At 61.9% G+C, this 24299-nt stretch carries 23 protein-coding genes; 15 read left to right on the top strand and 8 right to left on the bottom strand.

The window, feature by feature from the left end; translation table 11 throughout:
* Positions 1–58: 58 nt before the first annotated feature.
* The 5 genes from pyrC (at position 59) to ACYPYQ_RS00265 (ending at position 2992) form a co-directional block, all read left to right on the top strand.
* Positions 59–1093 (top strand): dihydroorotase, encoded by a 1035-nt coding sequence (gene pyrC, locus ACYPYQ_RS00285; protein ID WP_459717589.1) that lies wholly within the window; start codon positions 59–61, stop codon positions 1091–1093.
* A gap of 139 nt (positions 1094–1232) precedes the next feature.
* Positions 1233–1760, top strand: a complete 528-nt coding sequence (locus tag ACYPYQ_RS00280; RefSeq protein WP_459717586.1) for a chemotaxis protein CheX — start codon at positions 1233–1235, stop codon at positions 1758–1760.
* A gap of 8 nt (positions 1761–1768) precedes the next feature.
* Complete coding sequence (locus tag ACYPYQ_RS00275; protein ID WP_459717583.1) at positions 1769–2308, top strand: gamma carbonic anhydrase family protein; 540 nt, start codon at positions 1769–1771, stop codon at positions 2306–2308.
* Between the two features lie 22 nt (positions 2309–2330).
* Positions 2331–2684: a hypothetical protein gene (locus ACYPYQ_RS00270; RefSeq protein ID WP_459717580.1), complete on the top strand. Its 354-nt coding sequence runs from the start codon at positions 2331–2333 to the stop codon at positions 2682–2684.
* A complete protein-coding gene (locus tag ACYPYQ_RS00265; RefSeq protein WP_459717577.1) occupies positions 2681–2992 on the top strand; it encodes a DUF2288 domain-containing protein in 312 nt (103 codons plus the stop codon). The genes ACYPYQ_RS00270 and ACYPYQ_RS00265 overlap by 4 nt, the downstream gene beginning before the upstream one ends.
* 26 nt (positions 2993–3018) lie before the next feature.
* Here the strand turns inward: ACYPYQ_RS00265 and pap are convergent, their stop codons facing one another.
* Together pap and ACYPYQ_RS00255 are read right to left on the bottom strand one after the other, a co-directional pair.
* Positions 3019–4509 (bottom strand): polyphosphate:AMP phosphotransferase, encoded by a 1491-nt coding sequence (pap, locus tag ACYPYQ_RS00260; protein WP_459717574.1) that lies wholly within the window; start codon positions 4507–4509, stop codon positions 3019–3021.
* A gap of 16 nt (positions 4510–4525) precedes the next feature.
* Positions 4526–4978 (bottom strand): SixA phosphatase family protein, encoded by a 453-nt coding sequence (locus ACYPYQ_RS00255; protein ID WP_459717571.1) that lies wholly within the window; start codon positions 4976–4978, stop codon positions 4526–4528.
* Between the two features lie 85 nt (positions 4979–5063).
* On the opposite strand from ACYPYQ_RS00255, the gene ACYPYQ_RS00250 reads away from it, so the two are divergent.
* On the top strand, positions 5064–5414 hold the full coding sequence (locus tag ACYPYQ_RS00250) for a hypothetical protein (protein ID WP_459717568.1): 351 nt from the start codon (positions 5064–5066) through the stop codon (positions 5412–5414).
* Here the strand turns inward: ACYPYQ_RS00250 and ppk1 are convergent.
* The 3 genes from ppk1 to argA all read right to left on the bottom strand — a co-directional run bounded on the left by ppk1 (position 5411) and on the right by argA (position 9163).
* Positions 5411–7504: a polyphosphate kinase 1 gene (gene ppk1, locus ACYPYQ_RS00245; RefSeq protein ID WP_459717559.1), complete on the bottom strand. Its 2094-nt coding sequence runs from the start codon at positions 7502–7504 to the stop codon at positions 5411–5413. The two genes, ACYPYQ_RS00250 and ppk1, sit on opposite strands and share 4 nt — an antisense overlap.
* 2 nt (positions 7505–7506) lie before the next feature.
* A complete protein-coding gene (locus ACYPYQ_RS00240) occupies positions 7507–7779 on the bottom strand; it encodes an oxidative damage protection protein (RefSeq protein WP_459717556.1) in 273 nt (90 codons plus the stop codon).
* Positions 7780–7843: 64 nt separating this feature from the next.
* Complete coding sequence (argA, locus tag ACYPYQ_RS00235) at positions 7844–9163, bottom strand: amino-acid N-acetyltransferase (RefSeq protein WP_459717551.1); 1320 nt, start codon at positions 9161–9163, stop codon at positions 7844–7846.
* A gap of 144 nt (positions 9164–9307) precedes the next feature.
* Here argA and ACYPYQ_RS00230 point away from each other — a divergent pair, with 144 nt between their 5' ends.
* Positions 9308–9937: a hypothetical protein gene (locus ACYPYQ_RS00230; protein WP_459717548.1), complete on the top strand. Its 630-nt coding sequence runs from the start codon at positions 9308–9310 to the stop codon at positions 9935–9937.
* 27 nt (positions 9938–9964) lie between these two features.
* On the opposite strand, the gene ACYPYQ_RS00225 is transcribed toward ACYPYQ_RS00230, so the two are convergent.
* Positions 9965–10150: a tautomerase family protein gene (locus tag ACYPYQ_RS00225; protein WP_459717545.1), complete on the bottom strand. Its 186-nt coding sequence runs from the start codon at positions 10148–10150 to the stop codon at positions 9965–9967.
* A 15-nt stretch (positions 10151–10165) separates the two neighbouring features.
* Positions 10166–10906 (bottom strand): 16S rRNA (uracil(1498)-N(3))-methyltransferase, encoded by a 741-nt coding sequence (locus ACYPYQ_RS00220; protein ID WP_459717543.1) that lies wholly within the window; start codon positions 10904–10906, stop codon positions 10166–10168.
* Positions 10907–10985: 79 nt separating this feature from the next.
* Between ACYPYQ_RS00220 and ACYPYQ_RS00215 the strand changes: the two genes are divergently transcribed.
* The 8 genes from ACYPYQ_RS00215 (at position 10986) to ACYPYQ_RS00180 (ending at position 22854) form a co-directional block, all read left to right on the top strand.
* Entirely contained in the window at positions 10986–11546 is a 561-nt protein-coding gene (locus tag ACYPYQ_RS00215) for a thioredoxin family protein (RefSeq protein WP_459717537.1), read from the top strand.
* Positions 11543–12916: a Trk system potassium transporter TrkA gene (trkA, locus tag ACYPYQ_RS00210; protein ID WP_459717532.1), complete on the top strand. Its 1374-nt coding sequence runs from the start codon at positions 11543–11545 to the stop codon at positions 12914–12916. Before ACYPYQ_RS00215 ends, trkA begins: the two co-directional genes overlap by 4 nt.
* Positions 12916–14376: a TrkH family potassium uptake protein gene (locus ACYPYQ_RS00205; RefSeq protein WP_459717528.1), complete on the top strand. Its 1461-nt coding sequence runs from the start codon at positions 12916–12918 to the stop codon at positions 14374–14376. Before trkA ends, ACYPYQ_RS00205 begins: the two co-directional genes overlap by 1 nt.
* Before the next feature lie 100 nt (positions 14377–14476).
* Positions 14477–14884, top strand: a complete 408-nt coding sequence (locus ACYPYQ_RS00200) for a response regulator (protein WP_459717523.1) — start codon at positions 14477–14479, stop codon at positions 14882–14884.
* Positions 14874–15239, top strand: a complete 366-nt coding sequence (locus ACYPYQ_RS00195) for a response regulator transcription factor (RefSeq protein WP_459717519.1) — start codon at positions 14874–14876, stop codon at positions 15237–15239. Before ACYPYQ_RS00200 ends, ACYPYQ_RS00195 begins: the two co-directional genes overlap by 11 nt.
* Before the next feature lie 11 nt (positions 15240–15250).
* Positions 15251–15745, top strand: a complete 495-nt coding sequence (locus tag ACYPYQ_RS00190) for a chemotaxis protein CheW (RefSeq protein ID WP_459717516.1) — start codon at positions 15251–15253, stop codon at positions 15743–15745.
* Positions 15746–15771: 26 nt separating this feature from the next.
* Entirely contained in the window at positions 15772–17787 is a 2016-nt protein-coding gene (locus ACYPYQ_RS00185; protein ID WP_459717512.1) for a methyl-accepting chemotaxis protein, read from the top strand.
* Between the two features lie 18 nt (positions 17788–17805).
* On the top strand, positions 17806–22854 hold the full coding sequence (locus ACYPYQ_RS00180) for a hybrid sensor histidine kinase/response regulator (protein ID WP_459717508.1): 5049 nt from the start codon (positions 17806–17808) through the stop codon (positions 22852–22854).
* Here the strand turns inward: ACYPYQ_RS00180 and ACYPYQ_RS00175 are convergent.
* Entirely contained in the window at positions 22835–24256 is a 1422-nt protein-coding gene (locus ACYPYQ_RS00175; RefSeq protein ID WP_459717501.1) for a cryptochrome/photolyase family protein, read from the bottom strand. The genes ACYPYQ_RS00180 and ACYPYQ_RS00175 overlap by 20 nt on opposite strands.
* Between the last annotated feature and the right edge of the window lie 43 nt (positions 24257–24299).

Genomic DNA, 24299 nt, shown 5'->3' with positions numbered 1-24299 from the left:
CGACTCGCGAGCAATCGCGCTACAATCCCGGCTGACTTCAATCAGCCGGGATTCTTCCATGCAACAACTCACCCTCACCCGCCCCGACGACTGGCACCTGCACTTGCGCGACGACGCGCTGATGGCTTCGGTGCTGCCCGACACCGCCCGCCAGTTCGCCCGCGCCATCGTCATGCCTAATCTGCGCCCCCCGATCACCACCACCGCGCAGGCCGTGGCCTACCGCGAGCGCATCCTCAAGGCATTGCCGGCGGGCATGAAGTTCGAACCGCTGATGACGCTGTACCTCACCGATATCACCAGTGCCGAAGAGATCAAAAAAGCCAAAGCCAGCGGTGTGGTGCATGCGGTGAAGCTGTACCCGGCGGGTGCCACCACTAACTCCGATGCTGGCGTCACCGACCTGCGCAAGACCTATGCCGCGCTGGAAGAGATGCAGCGTTGCGGCATGCCGCTGCTGGTGCACGGCGAAGTCACCAGCGCGGATATCGACATCTTCGACCGCGAAGCCGTGTTCATCGAGCGCGTGATGCAACCGCTGCTGAAAGACCTGCCCGGCCTGCGCGTGGTGTTCGAACACATCACCACCAAAGATGCCGCGCAGTTCGTCGCCAGCGCACCCGACACCATCGCCGCCACGCTTACCCCGCAGCACCTGCTCTACAACCGCAACGCCATGCTGGTCGGCGGCATCCGCCCGCACTTCTACTGCCTGCCGATATTGAAGCGCGAGACGCACCGCGAAGCGCTGGTCAAAGCCGCCACCAGCGGCAGCAGGAAATTCTTCCTCGGCACCGACAGCGCCCCGCACGCCCAGCACACCAAGGAGAACGCCTGCGGCTGTGCCGGCTGCTATACCGCGCACAGCGCCATCGAGCTGTATGCCGAAGCATTCGACAACGCGGGTGCGCTGGACAAGCTGGAGGCGTTCGCCAGCTTCTACGGTGCGGATTATTACGGCCTGCCGCGCAACACAGAGACGATCACGCTGCGCAAGGATGCGTGGCAGGTGCCTGCTTCGGTGGGATTCGGCGAGCATAAGCTGGTGCCGCTACGGGCTGGCGAGACGATGCAGTGGAGGCTGGTGAAGTAGGCTACGCGGCTCGTGCATCGACAGATATTGCTTGTGCGCGGCTTTTCAGTGACGACAGGGATAGGCGAATAGCTGGTTATTCCTGCGGATGCGCGTGTGTATGGGCCTTACAATGTGCACTCAGTTTCGGGAGGACATGATGGTACGCAAGATACGCACCACAAAATCCGGCAAGGGGGAGACGCCGTCTCGTGATATCAGTCAGCGGGATGCCGTCATCCTCGATGCGCTGGTCGATTCCCTTCACTCGATCTTCGAGACGATGATGGGTACCAAAGTCGAGATGGGCACCCCCTTTCCGAAACCGGCGAATACTGTGCAAAGCGGCGTCTCTGCCCTGATCGGCATGAGCTCCGATGACGCACGCGGCAGCGTGGCCATCTGCTTGCCCATGCCTGCCCTGAACGAGATCTCCCGCAGGCTGCTGGGTGAGGAGATCACAACCATCGATGGGGAAGCAGCCGGTCTGGCGGGCGAGATTTCCAATATGCTGGCGGGTGGTGCGAAGCGCATCCTGTCCGAGAAGGGTATGGAGTTCGATATGCAGACACCACGCATGATGCACGGCGATGGCCACGAGATCGCGCATCATCACGACGGGCAGACCATGCTGTTGCCGGTGAACATGAACGGTCATGAGTTCTTCGTCGAACTGAATTTCGTGTGAGTCGGGCAATGCCGTTATCCAGCTACCTCGACACTACGCCTGTCATCGGGCACAAGGTCTACCTGCACCCTTCCTGCCAGGTGATCGGCGATGTGACGATCGGCGAGGATAGTTCCGTCTGGTGCAACACGGTGTTGCGCGGTGATGTGAACCGCATCGTGATCGGGCGCGGTTCCAACGTGCAGGACCTGAGCATGGGCCATGTGTCGCACAAGACACCCGACAAACCGGATGGCTCGCCGCTCATCATCGGCGACTACGTGACGGTCGGCCACTCGGTGATATTGCACGGCTGCCGCATCGGTAACGAGTGCCTGATCGGCATGGGGTCCATCATCATGGACGATGTGGTGATCCCCGATCATGTGATGGTGGGTGCGGGCAGTTTGATCTCACCCGGGAAGACACTGGAGGCGGGCATGCTGTACATGGGCCGTCCGGCCAAGGCGGTACGCGCGCTGACCGGGGACGAGTTGCGTTACCTGCGTTATTCCGCCGAGCATTACAACCGCGTGAAAGACAACTATCTGCGTGGCGGAACAAGCTGATATGTTCGGCACGGAAATCGAAATGCAGATCGAACGGGAGCTGGAGCTGGAGATCGAACGCAAGTGCCTGCTTCTGCGGCTGGATTGCAATGACCATGCTGCGCTGCACCATTTCGCCCATGATGTGTTGAGCCATCTGGAGAGCTACGGCAAGGCGGCTGCGAGCGGTGACATGCAAGCGCGCATCAAGATCGAGCTGTATGGACTGGCAGTGCTGATGCACAAGGCCAATGTCACCACCTTCGGCCCAGCCTACATGACGCAGCTGGACGCCCTCTCCCGGCAGCAAGGTGCCTGGGTGAACATCGCGCAGGCCATATGGAGCGAGCTGGAAACACGCAATGTGATGAGTAACCTGAGGAATGAGCAAGCATGAATCCGGAGAAGAACGAAAAGCTGCTGCGCGGCCAGATCAATCTCGAGACCGCGCAGATAGCCTGGCGAGAGCTGCAACGATTTTTTGCTAGTGGTGCGACGGTGTATGTCGGGCCAGAGCTCGACCTGGTCGAGGTGGCCTACCAGATCGCCAAGGACAATGCGGCGCAAGTCGCGGAGTGGATGGAACACGGCCACATCGCCCGTGTCACCGATGCCCAGGCGCTTGCCTGGCATGATGCCGACGCTATCGTGTGGGCCGTGGTCGCAATACCATACGTGCTGATCCAGGAACACCGGCTGTCCTGACCTGCGGTGCGTCCAGCCAGCGCGCCCTATTTCACTTTCTTCAGTGCCGCTTCGATGCGGTCGCTCAATGTCTTCAGCACCTTGATGCGCGCGAAGTTCTTGTCGTTGGCCTCGACCAGCGTCCACGGCGCGATCTCGGTGCTGGTGCGGTCCACCATGTCACACACCGCACGTTCGTAGTCGTCCCACTTCTCGCGGTTGCGCCAATCCTCCTCGGTGATCTTGAATCGCTTGAAGCCGATCTTCTCGCGCTCCTTGAAACGGCGCAGCTGCTCTTCCTTGCTGATCGCCAGCCAGAACTTGACCACCACGATGTCGTGCCGGTCCAACTGCGTCTCGAAGTCGTTGATCTCGCTGTAGGCGCGCATCCAGTCTGCCTCGGAACAGAACTTCTCGACGCGCTCCACCAGCACGCGGCCATACCAGGAACGGTCGAAGATGATGACGCGTCCCTTGCGCGGGATGTGCCGCCAGAAGCGCCACAGATAGGGCTGGGCCCGCTCTTCTTCGGTGGGCGCGGCGATGGGCACGATGTTGTATTGCCGCGCGTCGAGTGCACTGGTGATGCGTCGGATGGCACCGCCCTTTCCGGCGGCATCGTTGCCCTCGAACATGGCGAGCACGGTGATCTTGCCGAATTTTGGCGAGCGCGTGAGCAGGGCCAGCTTGCCCTGGTATTTCTCCAGTTCGGCCTCATACTTCTTCTTGTCCAGCTTCTGCTTCAGGTCCAGCGTCTTCAGCACGTTCAGCCGGTCGATGGACGGCATCGGCGGTGGCGCGGTGATGGCAGCCGGTTTCTTCTCGGCCGCCTTCATCCGCTTCTCGATCGCATCGAGGATGATCTTGCCCACGGTGAGGCTGCGATAACGGGGGTCGTAGCCTTCGACGATGGTCCACGGCGCGACAGCGGTGCTGGTATGACGGATCACCCTTTCGTTGACGGCGCTGAACTTGTCATACATGGTGTAGTGTTCCCAGTCACGCTTGGTCACACGCCAGCGCGTCTTGGGATCCTTCTCCAGCGACTTGAGCCGTTTCTGCTGCTTCTCCTTGGACAGATGCATCCAGAACTTGAGCACCAGCGCACCCTCGTCCACCAGCATCTTCTCCAGTCGCTTGGCGCGCTCCAGACTCTGGTCCAGCTCGGCGTTCTTGGTCACACCACGCACGCGGTTGAGGATGGGCCAGGTATACCAGGAGCCGAGGAAGATGCCGATGCGCCCTTTGGGCGGCAGCGCGCGCCAGAAGCGCCACATCATGGGTCGGTCGAGTTCCTCGTCGGAAGGTTCGCCCATGCCGTGTGTCTGCAGGAAACGCGGGTCCATCCATTCATTGAGCAGGTTCACCGTCTCGCCGCGCCCTGCGCCATCCACACCGCCGATCAGGATGACGACCGGGAATTTCGCCTGTTTCGCCAGCTCCATCTGCGCATCCAGCAAGGCTTCGCGCAGCTTGGGCACTTCGGTGTCATAGGTGGCTTTGTCTATCTTGTGTCCTAGTTCGGCGGATTCAAACATTTTCTTCTCCCTTGCGTTACAGGCTTTCCGGGGCGATGACCAGCTTCAGGCTGGTCTGGAAATCGCCTTCGTTCGGTTTGCGCACCAGCCACCACACTGCGCCTTTCTTGACGCTGAAACCGGCATTCGAATCCGACAACAGGCGGGCGGCGATCTGCCCCAATGTGGGCTGGTGGCCGACCACCAGCACCGTGCCTGTAGCATCGGGCCAGCCGACCGCGTCCAGCACATTCTGCGGGGTGGCGGCGGTGCCCAGCGCGGCGTCGGTGATGTAGTGTTTGGTGAGGGCGAGTGCGGTCTGCTGGGTGCGCTTGGCCGGACTGACCAGAATACGGGTATGCTCGGGCAATCTGGCGCGCAGGAAACTCGCCATCTTGTCGGCCTGCTTGTGTCCTTTTGCGGTCAATCCGCGTTCGAGATCGGGCGTTCCGTCTTCTGCCTCGGCATGCCGCCAAAGTATCAGTTCCATGCTGCCTCTCCCGAAATATTACAATCGTGTCAGCAGGATATACCGACTATACTGTTTTTGCCATCACCCAACCGGAGGCTACGACATGGTCACATCCGCATCAAAGAAAGCAACCCCCGCCGCACGCAAACCCGCCACGGCTACCCGCCGAACAGCCATCGCAAAACTGGCTGCAAGACCTGCCGCCAAAACGGCCAAGAAAGTTGCCGCGCCCAAGAAGGTGAAAGTGGTTCGCGACAGTTTCAGCATGCCGCAGGATGACTACGCGTTGATCGCGAAGTTGAAAGAAAAGGCGCAAGCCGCCGGCTTGCCGGTGAAGAAGAGCGCGCTGTTGCGTGCCGGTCTGCAGTTGCTGGACAAGAGCAGTGTGCTGCAGCTGAAACGCGTGATCTCCGGCCTGACACCGATCAAGACCGGCCGTCCCAAAAAGCACTAAGTTTCTTCAGGCAGTGCCGTCTGCAGCTGACCGAGCTCCATCGCCAGCTGCAGTTGGGCATTGATGGCCTTGCCGCGCCCCGGCTTCTTGCGATGCCAGAAGCCGTTGCAGTCCATCTCCCAAGCCAGCAGATTGTCCTTGAGGTATATCCCCAATCCCTCTTCCAGCACACGTTTCTTCAGCTTTTTGTCCAGAACGGGGAAGCAGGCCTCGATACGGCGGAAGAAGTTGCGGTCCATCCAGTCGGCGCTGGCAAGGAAGACGTCTTCCTTGCCGCCATTGTGAAAGTAGAAGATACGCGTGTGTTCGAGGAAGCGGCCGATGATGGAGCGCACGCGGATGTTCTCCGACAGTCCTTTCACCCCGGGACGCAAGGCACACACGCCGCGCACGATCAGATCCACCTCGACCCCGGCTTGCGAAGCCTCATACAGGGTATTGATGGTTTCCGGCTCCAGCAGCGCGTTCATCTTGGCGATGACGCGTGCCGGCTTGCCCGCCTGGGCCTGTGCGATCTCGTTGCGGATGGCTTCCAGCACCTTGTTGTGCAAGGTGAACGGCGACTGCCACAAGTGCTTGAGCTTGCTCGCTTTGCCAAGACTGGTGAGCTGCATGAACAACTCGTTCACGTCGGCACCGATCTCTTCATGGCAGGTCATCAGGCCGAAATCGGTGTACAGGCGCGCGGTACGCGGATGATAGTTGCCGGTGCCCAAATGCACGTAGCGGAGCAGCTTGCCTTCTTCACGGCGCACCACCATGAGCATCTTGGCATGTGTCTTGTGGCCGACCACGCCATACACCACATGCGCACCGACCTGCTCCAGACGCGAGGCCCAATTGATGTTGGCCTCTTCGTCGAAGCGCGCCAGCAACTCCACCACCACGGTGACTTCCTTGCCACGCTTGGCTGCAGCGATCAGCGCCTCCATCAACTCGGAATCGACACCGGTGCGGTACACCGTCTGCTTGATGGCCACCACGTCGGGATCACTGGCCGCCTGGCGGATGAAATCCAGCACCGGTTTGAACGACTGGTAGGGATGGTGCAACAGGATGTCGCTCTTGCGGATGGCCTGGAACATGTCCGCGCCCTTCTTCTTCAGCACCGTGGGAAGGCCGGGCACGAAATCGGGGAATTTGAGGTCAGGGCGTTCCACTTTGTCGGGGATGCCCATCAGGCGCACCAGGTTGACCGGGCCATGCACGCGGTACAGGTCGTCCGCGCCCAGCTCGAACTGCTGCAACAGGAACTCGGCCAACTCCTGCGGACAGTTGTCCGCCACCTCCAGCCGCACCGCATCGCCAAAATGGCGCTGCGGCAATTCGCCCTGCAGGCTGATGCGCAGGTTCTTCACCTCTTCCTCATCCACGAACAGGTCGCTGTTGCGTGTCACGCGGAACTGATAACAGCCCTTCACCTCCATACCGGCGAACAGCTCGCCCACGTGCGCGTGCAGGATGGAAGACAGGAATACGAATCCGTGCGGACAAGCGGCGATCTCCGGCGGCATGACGATGGCGCGCGGCAAGGCGCGCGGCGCTTGCACCACCGCCTTGGCCGAGTTGCGACCGAAGGCATCCTTGCCCTGCAACTCGACGGCGAAATTTAGTATCTTGTTGCTTACGCGCGGGAAGGGATGTGCCGGATCAAGACCTATGGGCGTCAACAGCGGCATCACCTCGCGCAGGAAGAAGTCCTTGACCCAGACTTGCTGTGCCTCGTTCCAATGCGTACGACGCAGAAACTTGATGCCTTGGGCGGCCAGTGCGGGTACCAGTTCTTCGTTGAACAACTGGTATTGACGCGCGATCAGTTGATGCGTCGGATCGAACAGCCGTTTCATCGCTTGTGAGGCACCCAGGCCATCCGGACCGGTTGCGATGCCATGCAAACGGATCTGTTCCTTGAGACCGGCGATACGAATCTCGAAGAACTCATCCAGATTGCTGCTGACGATGCACAGGTATCTCAGACGCTCCAGCAGCGGCACCGAGGGGTCCTCGGCCTGCGCCAGCACGCGCCGGTTGAACTCGAGCTGGCCGAGTTCACGGTTGAGGAAGTTCTGCGCGGTATAGGTCTTGGCCAATCTCAGCTTTTTGGCGGCACGTAACCCTGCGGCATCTGTGCCTCCGCTCCGAAGAAGTAGTTCTCCATCTGCTGCGCCAGATACTGGCGCGCCTTGATGTCCGCCAGATTGAGGCGGTTCTCGTTCACCAGCATGGTCTGGAACTTGATCCAGCCCTGCCAGGCCTCCTTCGACACGTTGTCGAATATGCGCTGTCCCAGCGGGCCCGGGTAGGTCGGGCGCTCCAGCCCTTCCGCCTCGCGTCCCAGTTTCACGCATTGCACCATTCTTGTCATTGCTCTTCTCCATAGCCGGTTGATGATAGGCGCGCAATGTTACACGCCGATGAAACAAAGCATCTCATTTCAGGTTCTTCACGAACACCTTGGAGCGGCGCTGGTAGTTGTACAGCGCTTTCTTCTCCTTGGGCAGCTGGTTCACATCAGCCTCCTTGAAACCGCGCTCGATGAACCAGTGCGCGGTGCGCGTGGTCAGCACGAACAGCTTCTTCATGCCTTGGCTACTCGCCAGCTCGCTCATGTGATTGAGGATAGCCTCACCGTAACCGTGGTCCCGATACTGGCTGTCCACGGCCAGGCAGGCGAGCTCGGCAGACGCCTCGTTGGGGAACGGGTAGAGCGCAGCGCAGCCGATGATGCGGTGGTCGTGCTCCAGCAACTCGAAGCGCGATATCTCGCGTTCCAGCAGTTCGCGCGAACGCCGCACCAGGATGCCTTCCTCTTCCAGCGGACGCAGCAACTGAAGGATGCCGCCCACGTCCTCGATGGTGGCCGCGCGCAGGGTATTGAGCGTGGATTCGACCACCATGGTGCCTATGCCGTCGTCGCTGAACAGTTCCTGCAACACCGCACCGTCCACATGGCGGCTGACCAGGTGTGTGCGTGCCACGCCCGCCTCGCAGGCGCGCACGGCACAGGGGAGGAACAGGCTGATGTCATCCGGCAGTTTGCGCTTGCCGGACAGGATGGCTTGTGCCTGACTGATGGTCAGCTCCTTCAATAGGCTACCCTTCTTGTCCTGCACGCCGTCCGTGTCCATCAGGAACACCAGCTTGTCGGCATCGAGCGCGATGGCGGTGGCGGTGGCGACGTCTTCCAGGGTGAGGTTGAACACCTCGCCGGTGGGCGAATAACCCAGCGGGGACAACAGCACCACTTCGCCGAACTCCATCCTGTCGTTCAGCGCAGCAACGTCCACTTTGCGCACGCTGCCGGTGTGCATCAGGTCGACACCATTGATGACTCCCAGCGGTTGCGCGGTGATGAAGTTGCCGCCCGCCACGCGGATGTCGGCATTGGCCATCGGAGAATTGGCCAGCCCCATGGAAAGCAGCGCCTCGATCTCGACCCGCACGCGACCGACGGCTTCCTTCACGCATTGCATGGTCTCGGCATCGGTCATGCGCACGCCGTGATGGTAGGCGTCTTCCAGCTTGTTCTTGGCCAGATGTTGTTCGATCTGCGGGCGCGCGCCGTGCACCAGCACCAGCCGGATACCCAGTGCCGCCAGGAGGTTGAAGTCATGCGTCAGCTCGACGAACTTGCCGTCCGCCACCACCTCGCCACCGAAGGCGATGACGAAGGTCTTGCCGCGGAAGGCATTGATATAGGGGGCGACCGAACGGAACCAGTTGACGAACTCGGTGGACTGGAATGGCATGGCGATCGTTTCGGAAGAAGTTGGCAACGCTTGTAATTAGACACCCAGAACGGAAAAATTGCCATTTGTCGCGCGGATCAAAGGCGCTAGAATCCAAGCGACGAACAAGACGGCGATCTTCGCCACACTGCAAGGCTCACGACCATGAACCATCTCCTCAGCCAGGTCTCTTATCCGGTATTCCTGTACATGACGCTGCTGTTCTTCCTCATCGCCAGCGCGTTCTCTTTCCTGGTGGGGCTGGGTCTTGCATTCCGGAGCCGGCGCGCGATGCGTTTGTTCGACGTGCTGAACCGCTGGATCTCGGTGCGCAGGATGATCAAGCCGCTCACCATGCCGCATCAAGTGGAACCGACCCTGATGCGACAGCCGGTCTGGCTCGGCAGCGCCATCATCCTGGGTGCCGCGATCGCGCTGTACCTGTTGCAGGATGTCGATCTGCGCCCGGCACTGCTGCTATTCGACGGCAGCCTGACCCCGATCGAGATGAGCGGCGTCGCCGATAATCTCAAGACTTTCCTGCTGGTCGGCAACGCGCTCTGTCTGCTGGTCGGCATCGCCATCCTGTTCTTCCCCCGCACACTGACCGTGGTCGAGCGCTATACCGATCACTGGTATACGGTACGCAGAAGCACGAAGGCATTCGACACCATGCACATGGAAGTGGACAGCTGGGTCCTCAAACACCCGACCAGCGTGGGCCTCACCATGTCGCTGCTGTCGGTCAGTCTGGGCATGATGATGTACAGCTTGATGCAGAGCCTGCCCGCCTGAATCACACGGGAACGACCGCGTACACCGTCACGCCTCGTCCAAGAGCTTGCCGGCAATGGCCCAGTTTTCATCCGGTAGTTCATCGAAGGAAATGTAGGTGTAGCTCGCCGGCTTGTTCGCGATGCGCTCCAGCGTTTCGGTGATCTCTTCGGCGATCCTGGCCTTCTGCTCGCGGCTCAATGTTCCCGCGATGCGGATGTTCACATAGGGCATGCTGCCTCCTCCTTGCTAGTTGAAATCTCCCCACAGGGTCTGGATGGCGGTGATGCCGGCGATAGCCGCCGTTTCGGTGCGCAATACGCGCGGCCCGAGCAGGATGGGGCTGAAACCGACCTGCTGTGCGACATTGGCTTCATCCGTGGTGAATCCACCTTCCGGTCCGATCAGCAGGGTCACGCGCGCCTGAGGTTCGGCTTGCGCCTTCAGCGCGCAGGCACCGCCCGGCATCAGGATGAACTTGCTGCCGCTTTGAGCGCGCGTGCTTTGCAGCCATTCCGCCATCGGCGCAGGGGGATGCATGTGCGGCAGATCGTTGCGCCCGCATTGCTCGCAAGCCGAGACGATGACGTTCTGCCAGTGCTGGGCCCGCTTCTCGGCCCGTGCGCCGGTCAATTTCGCCACGCTGCGCTGCGCCTGGATAGGTACGATTTCGCTCACGCCCAGTTCAGTGGCCTTCTGTATCACCCAGTCCATCTTCTCGCTGCTGCACAGGGATTGTGCCAGCACGATCTGCAGGTCGGACGCCTGCTGCTGGACCATGCAAGTCTGCAGATTACCCAGATGTACATGCTTGCCGCTGATGTCGTGGATGGTCGCATCCAGCGCGTTGCCTTCACCGTCGAATATCTGCACTGCATCGCCGACGCGCAGGCGCAACACGCGGCTGGCGTGATGGGCCGCTTCTGGCGGCAGTTCGCAGTTGTTGTTTTGCGGGAGCGGCGGCGGACAATAGAATCTGGGGACGGACATGCGAGTGCGTAGGCTTTTGAATGGCCGTGATAATATACCGCCGCAAAAAATCACGCTGTTCATCAGGAGGAAGTCTTTCATGGTCAGTCTGCAACCCCCCTTGTGCGATTTCGGCTGGAAGGCCCGCCCATTCGAGCTTCCGGGTGTGGATGGCAAGCGCCATACGCTGGAGCGCGCGAAAGGCCCGAACGGCCTGCTGGTGATGTTCATCTGCAACCACTGCCCCTATGTCAAATCGATCCGCGACCGCATCATCCGCGATGTGCGCGAACTGCAGCAGCACGGCATCCACAGCATCGCCATCATGTCCAACGATCCCGCCGATTACGAGGAGGATTCGTTCGAGAACATGAAGAAGGTGGCCCAGGAGTTCAATTACCCTTTCCCCTACGTGTGGGATGAGACACAGCAGATCGCCAAGGATTACGGTGCCGTTTGCACGCCCGACTTCTTCGGCTTCAATGCCAAGCTGGAACTGCAATACCGCGGTCGCTTGGACGCTTCGCGCAAGGAAGCCGCGCCGGATGCAAGACGTGACCTGTTCGAGGCGATGCTGCAAGTCGCGCAGACCGGGCAAGGTCCGCGTGAGCAGCTCGCCAGCATGGGCTGTTCCATCAAATGGAAAGGCGAGACAGCGTGAAGATACTCATCCTCGGGGCGGGACAGGTCGGCTCCACCGTAGCCGAGAGCCTGGTCGGCGAAGCGAACGACATCACCATCATCGACTCAGACCCCGAAAAACTGCGCGTATTGCAGGACAGACTGGATCTGCGCACCGTAGTCGGCAATGCCGCGCATCCGTCGATCCTTGAACAGGCCGGTATCGCCGATGCCGACATGCTGCTGGCGGTGACTCAAAGCGACGAGGTGAACCTGGTCGCCTGCAAACTGGCCGCCAGCCTGTACAACACGCCGACGCGCATCGCACGCATCCGCGCCACCGATTATCTGAACCGTCCGGAGATCTTCGAGAAAGACATCTTCAGTGTCGATTTTTCCATCTGTCCCGAACAGATCCTCACCGATTACATCGTGAAGCTGATCGAGTTCCCGGAAGCGCTGCAGGTGCAGAAGTTCTCGCAGGGCAAGGCTTCGCTGGCGGCCGTGCGCGCCTTCCAGGGCGGGCCGCTGGTCGGCCAGCCGCTGTCTTTCCTGCGCACCGACATGCCGCAGGTGGAAACGCGTGTAGCTGCCATCTTCCGCCACGACCGCCCGATCATCCCCGAGGGCACGACCGTGGTTGAGGATGGCGACGAGGTGTTCTTCATCGCCGCCACCGAGAACATCCGCCATGTGCTGCACGAGTTGCGCCGCATGGACAAACCGGTAAAACGCGTGGCCATCGTCGGCGGCGGCAACATCGGTTTCCGCCTGGCGAAAGCCATCGAGAACGACTATCAGGTGAAGCTGATCGAATACAACAAGAAGGCCTGCAACCGCCTTGCCAGCCTGTTGACCCATACGCTGGTGCTGAACGGCGACGGTACCGACGAGAAGCTGATGGAGCAGGAACACATCGGCGAGGTGGATGTGTTCTGCGCACTGACCAACGACGACGAGAACAACATCATGTCCGCCCTGCTGGCCAAACAGGCCGGCGCGCGCAAGGTGATCGCCCTGATCAACCGCAGCGCCTATGTCGACCTGCTGCAGGGCGGCAAGATCGACATCGCGCTGTCGCCCGCGCAGGTCACCATCGGCTCGCTGCTGGCCTATGTTCGTCAGGGCGATGTGGCCGCCGTGCACTCGCTGCGGCGCGGAGCGGCCGAGGCGCTGGAGCTGGTCGCCCATGGCGACCATGATTCCTCGCGCGTGGTCGGCCGCCGCATCGACGCGATCGACCTGCCTAAAGGCGCGACCATCGGTGCCATCGTGCGCAACGGCGAGGTCATCATCGCGCATCGCGATACGGTGATCGAGGCGGAGGACCATGTGATCGTGTTCGTCATCGACAAGAAGATGGTGAAGAAGGTCGAGAAACTGTTCCAGGTCAGCCTCGGGTTCTTCTGATGGGCCGCACCCTGACCGTCTTCCACGCGCTGGGCCTGCTGCTGGTGATGTTCAGCCTGACCTATCTGTTCCCGGTCATCACCGCGCTGGTCTACCACGACAGCGCCCTGCTGCTGGATTTCCTGCTCGCCATGCTGTGGACCGCCGGCTCCGGCATCGCCATGTGGCTGCTGACACGCCGCTTCAAGGGTGAGCTCTCCATCCGTCACGGCTACCTGCTGGTGGTGACCATGTGGACCGCGATGCCCTTGTTCGCCACCATCCCGCTGCTGCTAGCCATCCCCGGCCTGTCCTTCACCGATGCCTATTTCGAGACCATGTCGGCCATGACCACTACCGGTGCCACCGTGCTGGTCGGGCTGGACGCTTTGCCGCCGGCGATCAATGTCTGGCGGCACGAGTTGCAATGGCTGGGCGGGCTGGGCGTGATCGTGCTGGCGGTGGCGGTGCTGCCCCTGCTGGGCATCGGCGGCCGCCAGCTGTTCAAGGCCGAGACGCCGGGCCCCATGAAGGACAAGTCGCTCACGCCGCGCATCGCCGACACGGCGCGTAGCATGTGGATCATCTATGTCGTCATCACGCTGATCTGTATCGGTGCACTGAAATGGGCCGGCATGGATTGGCTGGATGCGGTCTGCCATGGTTTTTCGGCGATGGGGCTTGGGGGGTTCTCCACCCACGATGCCAGCGTCGGCTATTTCGATTCGCCGCTGATCGAGTTCGTGCTGATCGTGTTCATGCTGTTCGCGGTGGTCAGCTTCACCACCCACTTCCTGATCTGGCGCGGCAGATCGCTCAGGCTCTACCTGCGCGATGCGGAAGCGGTCGCTTCCATCGGCCTGATCTTGCTCAGCTGCGGCGGCATCGCGTTGTTCCTGTGGTGGCAGGGTGTCTATCCGGACTTTCTGACCGCATTGCGCCATGCCAGCTTCAATCTGGTGTCGATCGCCACCGACAGCGGCTATGCCAGCGTGGATTTCGCGCAATGGCCGATCTTCGCGCCGATGTGGATGTTCTTCCTCGGCTGCATCTGCGCCGGCTCCGGCTCGACCGGCGGCGGCATCAAGATGATCCGCACGCTGGTGCTGGTGAAGCAGGCGGGGCGCGAGTTCCTCAAGCTGCTGCATCCGGCGGTCATCAACCCGATGAAGATCGGCGGCCATGTGATCGCCAACAACATCGTGTTCGCCGTGCTGGGTTTCATCTTCCTCTATTTCATGACCATCGCCACACTGGCTTTCGTGCTGTTCATCAGCGGCATGGACTTCATCACCGGCTTCACCGCCGCCCTGTCGATGGTCAACAACATCGGCCCCGGCCTCGGGGCGGTCGGCCCGTCATCCAACTTCCAGGGGCTCACCGACTTCCAGACCTGGGTCTGCGCCTTCGGCATGCTGGTCGGACGACTGGAGATCTTCACCGTGCTGATCCTGTTCACGCCCGCATTCTGGCGCAGATAAACACATTGAGGCTGCAGGGACAAATGCGGTAGGATTCGCCCGTATCGCGGCGGCGATGCAGCGGGAGGGGTCTCGAACACAACCAACTTAGGTGGGCAGCATGAGCGATAGTCTGGCCGGGATAAGCGTTTTACTGATCGACGATAGCAATACCATCCGCCGCAGCGGCGAGATCTTCCTGTCGCAGGCGGGTGCCAAGGTCATCCTGGCCGAGGACGGTTTCGACGGCCTGTCCAAGGTGGTCGATCACAAGCCAGATATCATCTTCGTCGATGTCATGATGCCCAGACTGGACGGTTACCAGACCTGCGCGCTCATCAAGAACCACCGCGATTTCAAGGACGTGCCGGTAGTGATGCTGACCAGCAAGGACACCCTGTTCGACCGCGCACGCGGCAAGCTGGTCGGCTCCGACCAGTATCTGACCAAGCCGTTCAGCAAGAAGAGTCTGATCGAGGCGGTCATCGCTCATACGCAACAATACGAGGATGTGGATTATGGCAATTAGCAAAGTGATGGTGGTGGATGACTCGGCGACCGAGCGCCATGTGTTGGGGGACATCCTCGGCAAGAAGGGTTTTCAGGTGGTCTATGCCGAAAGCGGTGAACAGGCGGTGGCGAACGCCAAGACCGAGTTGCCCGACCTGATCCTGATGGACGTGGTGATGCCCGGCCTCAACGGCTTCCAGGCCACGCGCGCGATCACCCATGACGACGCGACCAAGCATATCCCCATCATCATCTGCACCACCAAGGGTCAGGAGACCGACAAAGTGTGGGGACTGCGCCAGGGTGCCAAGGATTACATCACCAAACCGATCAGCGCCGACGAGCTGCTCGGCAAGATCGCCGCCCTCGGCTGACCCCCCAGACGATGTCGAAGCGTTTCAACCTGCGCGAATTCCAGCAACAGGTGCTGGATCGCCTCCAGGCGCAGACCGCCGGCGACAGCCGCCAGTCGACGCTGGGCATCCAGCTCGGGCAGGAGAACTGGCTGGTCGACATGACCGACATCAGCGAGGTCATGCCGCTGCCGGCACTCACGCCGGTGCCGCTGACCAAGAGCTGGTACTGCGGTGTCGCCAACGTGCGCGGCAACCTGTACAGCATCATCGATCTGAACGCCTATACCCGCCAGCAATCGACCGTCCGCGATGCACACAACCGCGTGCTGCTGCTCGGGCAACGCTACGCCTTCAATACCGGCCTGCTGGTCTCGCGCGTGCTGGGTCTGCGCAACACGGAAGACTGGCCGCAAAGCGCGGAGGACGGCATGACCCGTTTCCGTGACCCGGACGGGCAGACATGGAACAAGCTGGACATACCAGGATTATTGTCGCAACCAGAGTTTTTGCAGATCGGGGAATGAACCCCGAGGCACAGGGAGAATAAGCAATGGCTTTCAAGTTACCGTTCACCAAAACCCCGACCAAGCTTGCCAAGCACGGCACCGCCCCGCAACAGGCGGAAAGCGCCATCCGTATCCCATGGTTCAGCGACCAGTCGTTCGACCGGCAGCTGCGCATCCTGGGTTTCCTGCTGATGGTGTTCCTGATCATCGCCGCCACCTTCACCTATCTCGACACCCGCACGACCAGCGAGAGCTCGCGCTATGTGGCGCAGGCGTCCAAGCTGCAGCTGCTGTCGCTGCAACTGGCCAAGCATGCCGAAGTGGCCAGTATCTCCGGCGAGAACGATGCGTTCGATGCGCTGCTCAATACGCGCGCCCAGTTCTCGGACACGCTGAACGGTCTGGACAAGGGCAGTGCCGAGCTGCCCGCCACCACCGGTGCGCCGCGTGACTCGCTGGACGTGCTACTGCAAAAATGGCAACAGCATGAGAAACTGCTGAACCAGGTTGAGGAAGGCCGCCCGCTGCTGGTGACGCTGGAGCGCGGTGCCTCGCTGCAACGCGACATGCTGCACCGTGCGGAAGTGATCGCATTGCGTGCGCCGCCCGTGTACAGCCAGAAGGCCGCCCGCCTGCAATTGCTGCTCGAGCAGATCGTGGGCGCGGTGCAGACCGTGCAGACCTCTTCCTCCATCGACATCCTGGATAGCCTGCCAGCGAAGATGCAGGCTGCCCGCGCCCTGTTCAGCGAGCTGCCACAATCCGATAGCGATGTGCTGGAACTGGACGAGGAATTCGATGGCTACCAGAACGTGGTGGGCTTCATCATCGCCAACCAGAAACTGCTGCTCAGTTCACGCCAGGCCGCGCAACAACTGCTGGACGATGATGCGCGCATGCAGACACTGATGCAGAACCTGCTGACCGCCTATGAGCAGACCAGCCAGAACCGCATCACCAGTTTCGTGGTGGCACTCTCCGGTGGCATGCTGCTGTTGCTGCTGCTGTTGCTGTCCAAGATCTATCTGGACGAGTCGCAGCGCCGTGAACACGAATCCGCCCGCATCAACCGCCAGAACCAGCAGGCGATTCTGCGGTTGATGAACGAACTGTCCGACCTCGCCGACGGCGACCTTACCGCCAAAGCGACCGTCTCGGAGGACATCACCGGTGCCATCGCCGATTCGATCAACTACACCACCGACGAACTGCGCAAACTGGTGTCGCGCGTCATCACCGCATCCGAACAGGTGAACAAGGCGACCAGCGACGCGGGTACCGTTACCAAAGGCCTGTTGAGCGCTGCCAGCAAGCAGGCTGAAGAGATCCGTGATGCGGGCAGCGCGGTCGAGCTGATGACCAAGTCTATCCAGGAAGTCGACAGCAGCGCGTCGCAGGCGTCGCAGGTGGCGACGCGCACGCTGCAGGTGACCGAGCAGGGTGCCCAGGCGGTGCAGAAATCGGTGTCCGGCATGGACGGCATCCGCGAGCAGATCCAGGAGACCTCCAAACGCATCAAACGGCTGGGCGAGAGCTCACAGGAGATCGGCGAGATCGTGGACCTGATCTCGGACATCACCGAGCAGACCAACGTGCTGGCGTTGAACGCCGCTATCCAGGCCGCTTCCGCCGGTGAAGCGGGCCGCGGCTTCGCGGTGGTGGCCGAGGAAGTGCAGCGCCTCGCGGAACGTTCCGCCGAGGCGACCAAACAGATCGGTCTGCTGGTGAAGACGATCCAGGGCGACACGCAGGACGCGGTGGCGGCGATGGAAAAGAGCACGCAGGGTGTGGTCGAAGGTGCGCAGCTCGCCGATGACGCCGGCCAGTCACTGCAGCAGATCGAACAGGCCACGCGCGAGCTGACCGACCTGGTGAACAGTATCTCTGTATCGACCCAGGTGCAGACCGACATGGCGCAAGAGGTCGCGGCAGTGATGGCAGACATCCTGAAGATCACCGAGCAGACCTCAAAGGGCACGCAGCTGACCAGCGCGTCGGTCAACCAGCTGGAAGGTCTGGCCAAAGAACTGAGCGGGTCGGTCTCCGGCTTCAAACTCTAATCACGGCACAGGAATCCAGTGACTCCCGCGTTCAATCCGCTGCTGCTGTCTTCGGTCAAGTCCGAGCTGGACAGCTCGCTGGCCACCATCCTCCGCGAGCAGGAACAGTTCTTCTCCTCGGGCGGCAAGCACCCGCTGGATGCCGCACTGGACGAGTTGCACCGCTTGCGCGGCGTGTTGCAGATGCTGCACCTGCAAGCCCTGGAAGTGTTCTGCGGAGAACTGGAAACACTGTTGCGCGAAATGGCCGATCGCCCGGAAAGCGCCACGGTGATGCATCAGGACGCCCTGCGGCATGCCTTGTTCGGCCTCACACACTATCTGGATGCGCTGTCCGCCGGTGCAGCCAATGCCGCCCTGCGGCTGTTCCCGGAATACCAGGAACTGCACCAGGTGCGCGGTCTGGATATGGCCTTCGAGGTCGACCTGTTCTTCCCCGAGCTGAACGTCGAGTTGCCACCGGAACTGCTGGACGGCGCTACGCCCGACAACGCACCCGCACGCATCAAGCAGGCTCGCATGCACTTCCAGCAGGGGCTGCTCAAGTGGTTGCGCCAGGACGGCACGAGCGAGGCTTTGCGTGCCATGAGCGCGGCGGTCAAAGCCGTCGCGGGTTGTGTGACCGGCGAGGCACGCGCCTTCTGGTGGGTGGCGGAAGGGGTGTTGGGCTGCGTTTCGCTGGACGGGGTGCCGCCCGAATTGAACGTCAAGAAATCGTTCAGCCGCATCGACCAGGGTATGCGCGCCCTGCTGGACGGCAGCGCGTTCGATATGGTCGGTGCGATGAGCGAGATGCTCTACCTGGTTGCCCGCAGCCACACCGTCAATGAGACGGTCGAGCAGATAAAGCAGGTGTTCGATCTGGACACCTACCTGCCCGATGCGCCGCCCCTGCCGCCCGGCGAGACGTCGGCCTTGCTGGAGAACATGCGCGCGCAACTCGCCGTTGCCGACGAAGCATGGGAACAGTGCGTGCTGAACGACCGCGCGGCCTGCACCCGCTTCGCGACCCAGACAGAGCAGCTCCATGCCTTGTCCGAGCAACTGGACCGCAACACGCTACAGTTCCTGTGCAAGCAAATCCATGCCACGGCACAGCATGTGGAGAATCCCGAACACGCGCAGACCATCTCCATGGATATGGCCATGGCGCTGTTGTTGCTCGATAGCGGTATCGAGCACTACCAGCATCTGGGCAGCGGCTTCCACGAACAGGCGCGGCTGCTCACTTCGCGCCTGCACGAGACGCTGCTGAACCAGCCCGAGGACCATGGCAAACTGGCCAGCCTGGTCGCACTGTACTGCGAGATGGAACAGCGCGACGTGATGGGGCCCCTGGCCGTCGAGATGCAGAGCAATCTGCAGCATATCGAGCAGACACTGAACGCCTTTTTCGGCAATGCCGCCAAACGTACCGAACTGCTGCAGGTGAATCGCCTGCTGACGCAGGTGCAAGGCGGGCTGCACATCCTTTCACTGGATATCGCCGAACAACTGCTGCTCACCCTGCGCCAGATCACCGAGCGTTATCACCAGGGCGATACGCCTTCCCCGGCCGAGATGCGCGCCGTGGCGACATCGATCAGCGTCATGGACGACTATGTGCACGGGCTGACATTGGGACAGAAACCCGACCCGGTGGCGCTGAACGATGTGCTGCGCGAACTGGCCGAGGCGACCGCCGGTCATGCCCAGGCCGCTGCTGAAGCGGCAGAAGCGGAAACGCCCGCTTCGGTGGTGTCCGTGCGCTCCGGCGACGAGGATGCCGAACTGCTGGAAGTGTTCCTGGAAGAAGCGCAGGAAGTGATGGAGACGTTGCGCACCAATCTCGAGGTCTCGCGCCTGCATCTGGACAGTCGCGATCCCTGGATCACGATACGCCGCGCCTTCCACACGCTCAAGGGCAGCGGCCGCATGGTCGGACTGACCGAGCTGGGCGAGGTCGCCTGGGCGGTCGAACGCGCCATGAACAAGTGGATAGCCTCCAACCAGCCCGCCACGCCGGACCTGCTCGATCTGGTCGGCGATGCGGAAGTGTTGTTCCAACATTGGGTGGACATGCTGAAGAGCGGCAGCACCACCGCGCAGATCGACACCGCGCATCTGCTCACGCTGGCGGATTGCATCGAACACGGCAAACCGCTACCCCAGCCAGCCGTGCCCGAGGTCGCCGCAGCCGAGCCGGAGGTCGAAGCCGCTGTCGAAGCGCCTGCCGAACCCGAGGAAGAAGGCCCGGTCGTCATCGGCGACGTCAGCATGTCGCCGGTACTGTTCAATATCGCGTCGGAAGAGGCACTGGAGCACGTGCATGCCCTGCGTGCCTGTTTCGATGTGGTACAAGGATCGTCCAAACCGGTCGTCGCCTACGATTTCATGCGCGCCGCCCACACGCTGGCAGGCGTCAACCGCACCATGGGCTTCCTGCCTGTCGCTGAACTCGCCTACACACTGGAGATGTGGCTGGAACCGCGCATCGACAAGGCCGGTGCCATCGGCACCCCGCAACTGGTGTTGCTGGACGACGTCATCACCCGACTGGACGAACTCTGCAACGGCGTGCGCGCGCGCATCGCGCCGACTGCGCAAACCGAGCTGATCGAGCGCCTGCAGTCAGACAAGCTCCTTGGCGGCTCCGACATCCCGCAGGAACCAGCGGAAGCGGCCATCGGGGAACCCGCTGCGGCTGCAGCGCCGGTCAGCGCCATGCCGGAGCCCGAGCCGGAAGCAACGCATCCGGCGACTGCCGCAGAAGCAGCAGTGGAAGAAGAGGAGACTCCCGCGCCCCAGCCGGAACTGCATGAACGAACCGTCCACGATGAAGTGGACGAGCAACTGCTGCCCATCTTCCTGGAAGAGGCGCATGAGCTCTATCCACAGATCGGCAGCACCCTGCGCGCGTGGCGCGAGACGCCGGAGGATGCGCAGCTTGGCCGCAACCTGCAACGCAGCCTGCACACGCTCAAGGGCAGCGCACGCATGGCCGGTGCCATGCGACTGGGTGAACTGACCCACCGCGTGGAAGACCGCGTGAGCAAAGCCATCGCGCAGAATGTGCTGGACGAGACCCTGTGGAACGAGATGGACAACTATCTCGACCGCATCGCGCATGCCATCGAGCAGTTGACCCAGCCTGTCGCGGAAGAAGCCCCTGCACAACCTGCCGAATCGAAACCGGCTCCGGCAGCCGAACCCGCCGCCGAGATCCCTGCCACCCCTGCGGCACCTGTCGCCGCGCTGGAGGTCGGTGCCGAACGCGCGATGCAATCGGCCCTGCTTCGGGTGCGTTCCGACATCGTGGACCGGCTGGTCAACGAAGCCGGCGAAGTCAGCGTGACGCGCTCGCGCGCCGAGGCCGAGCTGCGCGAATTCCGCGCCAGCGTGCTGGAACTGACCGACAGCGTGAACCGCCTGCGCAAACAGTTGCGCGAGATCGAGATCCAGGCGGAAAGCCAGATGCAGGCCAATGTCGCTGTCAGCTCGGACGTCGCCGGCCAGTTCGATCCGCTCGAGTTCGACCGCTTCACCCGTTTCCAGGAACTGACGCGCTTCATGACCGAGAGCGTGCACGACGTGCAGACGGTGCAGCAGACTCTGCTGAAGAACCTGGACGAGACCGCCGCCGCGCTGAACGCCCAGGCACACCTCAACCGCGACCTGCAACAGGGCCTGATGAGCATACGTATGGTGCCGTTCGCCAGCATCAGCGAACGCCTGTACCGCATCGTGCGCCAGACCGGCAAGGAACTGGGCAAACGCGCCAATCTGGAACTGTCCGGCACCGAGATCGAACTCGACCGCAGCGTGCTGGAAAAGATGACGGCGCCGTTCGAGCATCTGCTGCGCAATGCCATCGCCCATGGTCTGGAGACCCCGGAGCAGCGCGAGCTGAGCGGCAAGCCGCCCATCGGGGAAGTGCGCTTCTCGCTGCGTCAGGAAAGCAACGAAGTGGTGTTCGAGCTGGCGGATGACGGGGCCGGTCTGGACATCGGCCGCATCCGCCAGAAGGCACTGGAGGGCGGCCTCATCACCGCCGACGAGGAGATCAGCGACGAACAGCTAATGCAGCTGATCTTCACGGCCGGTTTGTCCACCGCCGGCGAGGTGACCGAGATCGCCGGGCGCGGCGTCGGGCTGGACGTTGTGCGCAGCGAGGTATCGGCGCTGGGCGGCCGCGTCGATGTCAGCTCCGAGGCCGGCAAGGGCGTGCGCTTCACCATCCACCTGCCTTTGACGCTGGCAGTCACCCGCACCCTGATGGTGCGCGCGGCACATGCCGTATATGCTCTGCCCGGCACCATGGTCGAGCACGTGCAACAGGTGAAGCCCGCTGAATTGAACGCCCTCTACGCCCAGCAATACGTCGATTGGCAGGGCAAACGCTACCCGCTGTTCTACCTGCCGCGCGTGCTCGGCGACGACCAGGCCGAAGTGGTCAGCCTGCCGCACAATCCCATCCTGCTGTTGCGCAGCGGCGAACAGCGCATCGCCCTGCATGTGGATGCCCTGCTCGGCAACCAGGAAGTCGTGGTCAAGAACATCGGACCACAGCTGGCGCGCCTGCCCGGCATCGCCGGGGCGACGGTATCCAGCAGCGGAGCCGTGATCCTGATCATCAACCCGGTCGCCTTCACCCAGCGTATCGCGGTGACGCGCAAGATCGCCAAGGCTGCCGTGGCCGAGGAGGTACACAGCAAACCGCTGGTGATGGTGGTCGACGATTCACTCACCGTGCGCAAGATCACCACCCGTTTGCTGGAACGCAACGGCTATCTGACGGTGACCGCGAAGGACGGCGTGGATGCGCTGGAGCAGCTGATGGAGATATCGCCCGACGTGATGCTGCTGGACATCGAGATGCCGCGCATGGACGGTTTCGAGCTGGCCAAACGCCTGCGCCAGGACAGCAAGACCAAGGCGCTGCCCATCATCATGATCACCTCGCGCACAGCGGACAAGCACCGCAACTATGCTCTGGAACTGGGCGTGAACGAGTACTTGGGCAAACCCTATCAGGAAGACGAACTGCTCGGCCACATCGCGCGCTTCGTCAGCGCGCACAGCGCTTGAACATCTCCAGCGTGCGCACCCGCGCCACGGCATGATCCACGATAGGCAGGGGATAGTCCCTGCCCGGCACGAACCCGCTCGTCTGTTGTGCAGCCGCCGGGATCCGCCACGGCGCATGCAGATACCGGTCGGGACACTGCGCCAGTTCCGGCAAGTAACGCCGGATGAAGAGTCCCTGTGGATCGAAGCGCTCCGATTGCATCACCGGATTGAAGATGCGGAACCACGGCTGGCCATCGCAGCCGGTGGACGCCGCCCATTGCCAGCCGCCGTTGTTGGCCGCCAGGTCATAGTCCAATAGCTTCGCGGCGAACCAGGCTTCGCCCTTGCGCCAGTCGATGCGCAAGTCCTTGGTCAGGAACGAGGCCGTCACCATGCGCAGGCGGTTGTGCATGTAACCGCTCTGTTCCAGCTGGCGCATGGCGGCATCCACCAGCGGATAGCCGGTACGTCCGGCGCACCAGGCCGCGTACCCTTCCGCATCGTCCGCCCATTCCAGCGCATCGAACTGCGGCTTGTAGGCATGTGCGACCACCTGCGGATGATGGTAGAGCACCATGTGGTAGAAATCGCGCCAGATCAGCTCCGACAGCCAGGCCTGCGCGCCCTTGCCGCCGGCATGCCATGCCGCTGCGGCCAGTGCGCGGATGGAAACCGTGCCGAAACGCAGGTGCGTGGAAAGATAGGAGACGCCTTTCACCGCCGGATAGTCACGCGCGGTATGGTAGTCGACCATGCGCGTCTGGAAATCCTCGAACAGGCGCGCCGCGCCGGCACTTCCTGGCGGGACCATCAGCGTGGTGTGCTGGAAACCCAGCGCCTCGATGGCAGGTATTGCTGCTGCAGGTTCTCGGGCAAGGTGCGCCAGATGGCGCTGCACCGGATAGGCCTTGAGCTGGAAATCGTCCAGCACTTTGAGCCAGGCGTTCTTGTAGGGTGTGAACACGGCAAAGGGCCTGCCGCTGCCGGTCAGGACCTCATCCTGTTCGAAGATCACCTGATCCTTGAAGCTTTGCAGACTGCGGCCTTGGGCAGCGAGTTGCGCCGCCACCTGTGCATCGCGCGCCCGTGCGGCCGGCTCGTAGTCGCGGTTGCAGTACACCGCCGTGACACCCAGGCTTTGTGCCAGTGCCGGGATCTGCTCCGCCGCACGGCCGTGCAACACATGCAGGGTGGCATCCTGTTCGGCCAGCTCTGCATGCAGGGCACGCACCGATTCCCAGATGAAGGTCACGCGGCGGTCTTGCCGGTCCTGCAAACGATCGAGGATGTCGGTATCGAACACGAACACGCAATGCACCCGGTCATGCCGTTTCAGCGCATGGTAAAGGGCAGCGTGGTCATGCAATCGCAGGTCGCGGCGGAACCAGCACAGTGCTGGCAGTGTTGAAGGCGCTGTCATGCGGCGAATTGTGAAGGCAAGTGCGTAAAGCTACAATGCCGCC

Source organism: Sideroxyarcus sp. TK5, assembly GCF_054601595.1.
The sequence above is the reverse complement of the archived record's forward strand: the minus strand, read 5'-3'. Positions and strand labels throughout refer to the sequence as shown.

Bases quoted from the DNA above. Each gene is read 5' to 3' on its own strand.
- pyrC (WP_459717589.1), top strand. From the start codon at position 59: ATGCAACAACTCACCCTCACCCGCCCCGACGACTGGCACCTGCACTTG.
- ACYPYQ_RS00280 (WP_459717586.1), top strand. From the start codon at position 1,233: ATGGTACGCAAGATACGCACCACAAAATCCGGCAAGGGGGAGACGCCG.
- ACYPYQ_RS00275 (WP_459717583.1), top strand. From the start codon at position 1,769: ATGCCGTTATCCAGCTACCTCGACACTACGCCTGTCATCGGGCACAAG.
- ACYPYQ_RS00270 (WP_459717580.1), top strand. From the start codon at position 2,331: ATGCAGATCGAACGGGAGCTGGAGCTGGAGATCGAACGCAAGTGCCTG.
- ACYPYQ_RS00265 (WP_459717577.1), top strand. From the start codon at position 2,681: ATGAATCCGGAGAAGAACGAAAAGCTGCTGCGCGGCCAGATCAATCTC.
- pap (WP_459717574.1), bottom strand. From the start codon at position 4,509: ATGTTTGAATCCGCCGAACTAGGACACAAGATAGACAAAGCCACCTAT.
- ACYPYQ_RS00255 (WP_459717571.1), bottom strand. From the start codon at position 4,978: ATGGAACTGATACTTTGGCGGCATGCCGAGGCAGAAGACGGAACGCCC.
- ACYPYQ_RS00250 (WP_459717568.1), top strand. From the start codon at position 5,064: ATGGTCACATCCGCATCAAAGAAAGCAACCCCCGCCGCACGCAAACCC.
- ACYPYQ_RS00240 (WP_459717556.1), bottom strand. From the start codon at position 7,779: ATGACAAGAATGGTGCAATGCGTGAAACTGGGACGCGAGGCGGAAGGG.
- argA (WP_459717551.1), bottom strand. From the start codon at position 9,163: ATGCCATTCCAGTCCACCGAGTTCGTCAACTGGTTCCGTTCGGTCGCC.
- ACYPYQ_RS00230 (WP_459717548.1), top strand. From the start codon at position 9,308: ATGAACCATCTCCTCAGCCAGGTCTCTTATCCGGTATTCCTGTACATG.
- ACYPYQ_RS00225 (WP_459717545.1), bottom strand. From the start codon at position 10,150: ATGCCCTATGTGAACATCCGCATCGCGGGAACATTGAGCCGCGAGCAG.
- ACYPYQ_RS00220 (WP_459717543.1), bottom strand. From the start codon at position 10,906: ATGTCCGTCCCCAGATTCTATTGTCCGCCGCCGCTCCCGCAAAACAAC.
- ACYPYQ_RS00215 (WP_459717537.1), top strand. From the start codon at position 10,986: ATGGTCAGTCTGCAACCCCCCTTGTGCGATTTCGGCTGGAAGGCCCGC.
- ACYPYQ_RS00205 (WP_459717528.1), top strand. From the start codon at position 12,916: ATGGGCCGCACCCTGACCGTCTTCCACGCGCTGGGCCTGCTGCTGGTG.
- ACYPYQ_RS00200 (WP_459717523.1), top strand. From the start codon at position 14,477: ATGAGCGATAGTCTGGCCGGGATAAGCGTTTTACTGATCGACGATAGC.
- ACYPYQ_RS00195 (WP_459717519.1), top strand. From the start codon at position 14,874: ATGGCAATTAGCAAAGTGATGGTGGTGGATGACTCGGCGACCGAGCGC.
- ACYPYQ_RS00190 (WP_459717516.1), top strand. From the start codon at position 15,251: ATGTCGAAGCGTTTCAACCTGCGCGAATTCCAGCAACAGGTGCTGGAT.
- ACYPYQ_RS00185 (WP_459717512.1), top strand. From the start codon at position 15,772: ATGGCTTTCAAGTTACCGTTCACCAAAACCCCGACCAAGCTTGCCAAG.
- ACYPYQ_RS00175 (WP_459717501.1), bottom strand. From the start codon at position 24,256: ATGACAGCGCCTTCAACACTGCCAGCACTGTGCTGGTTCCGCCGCGAC.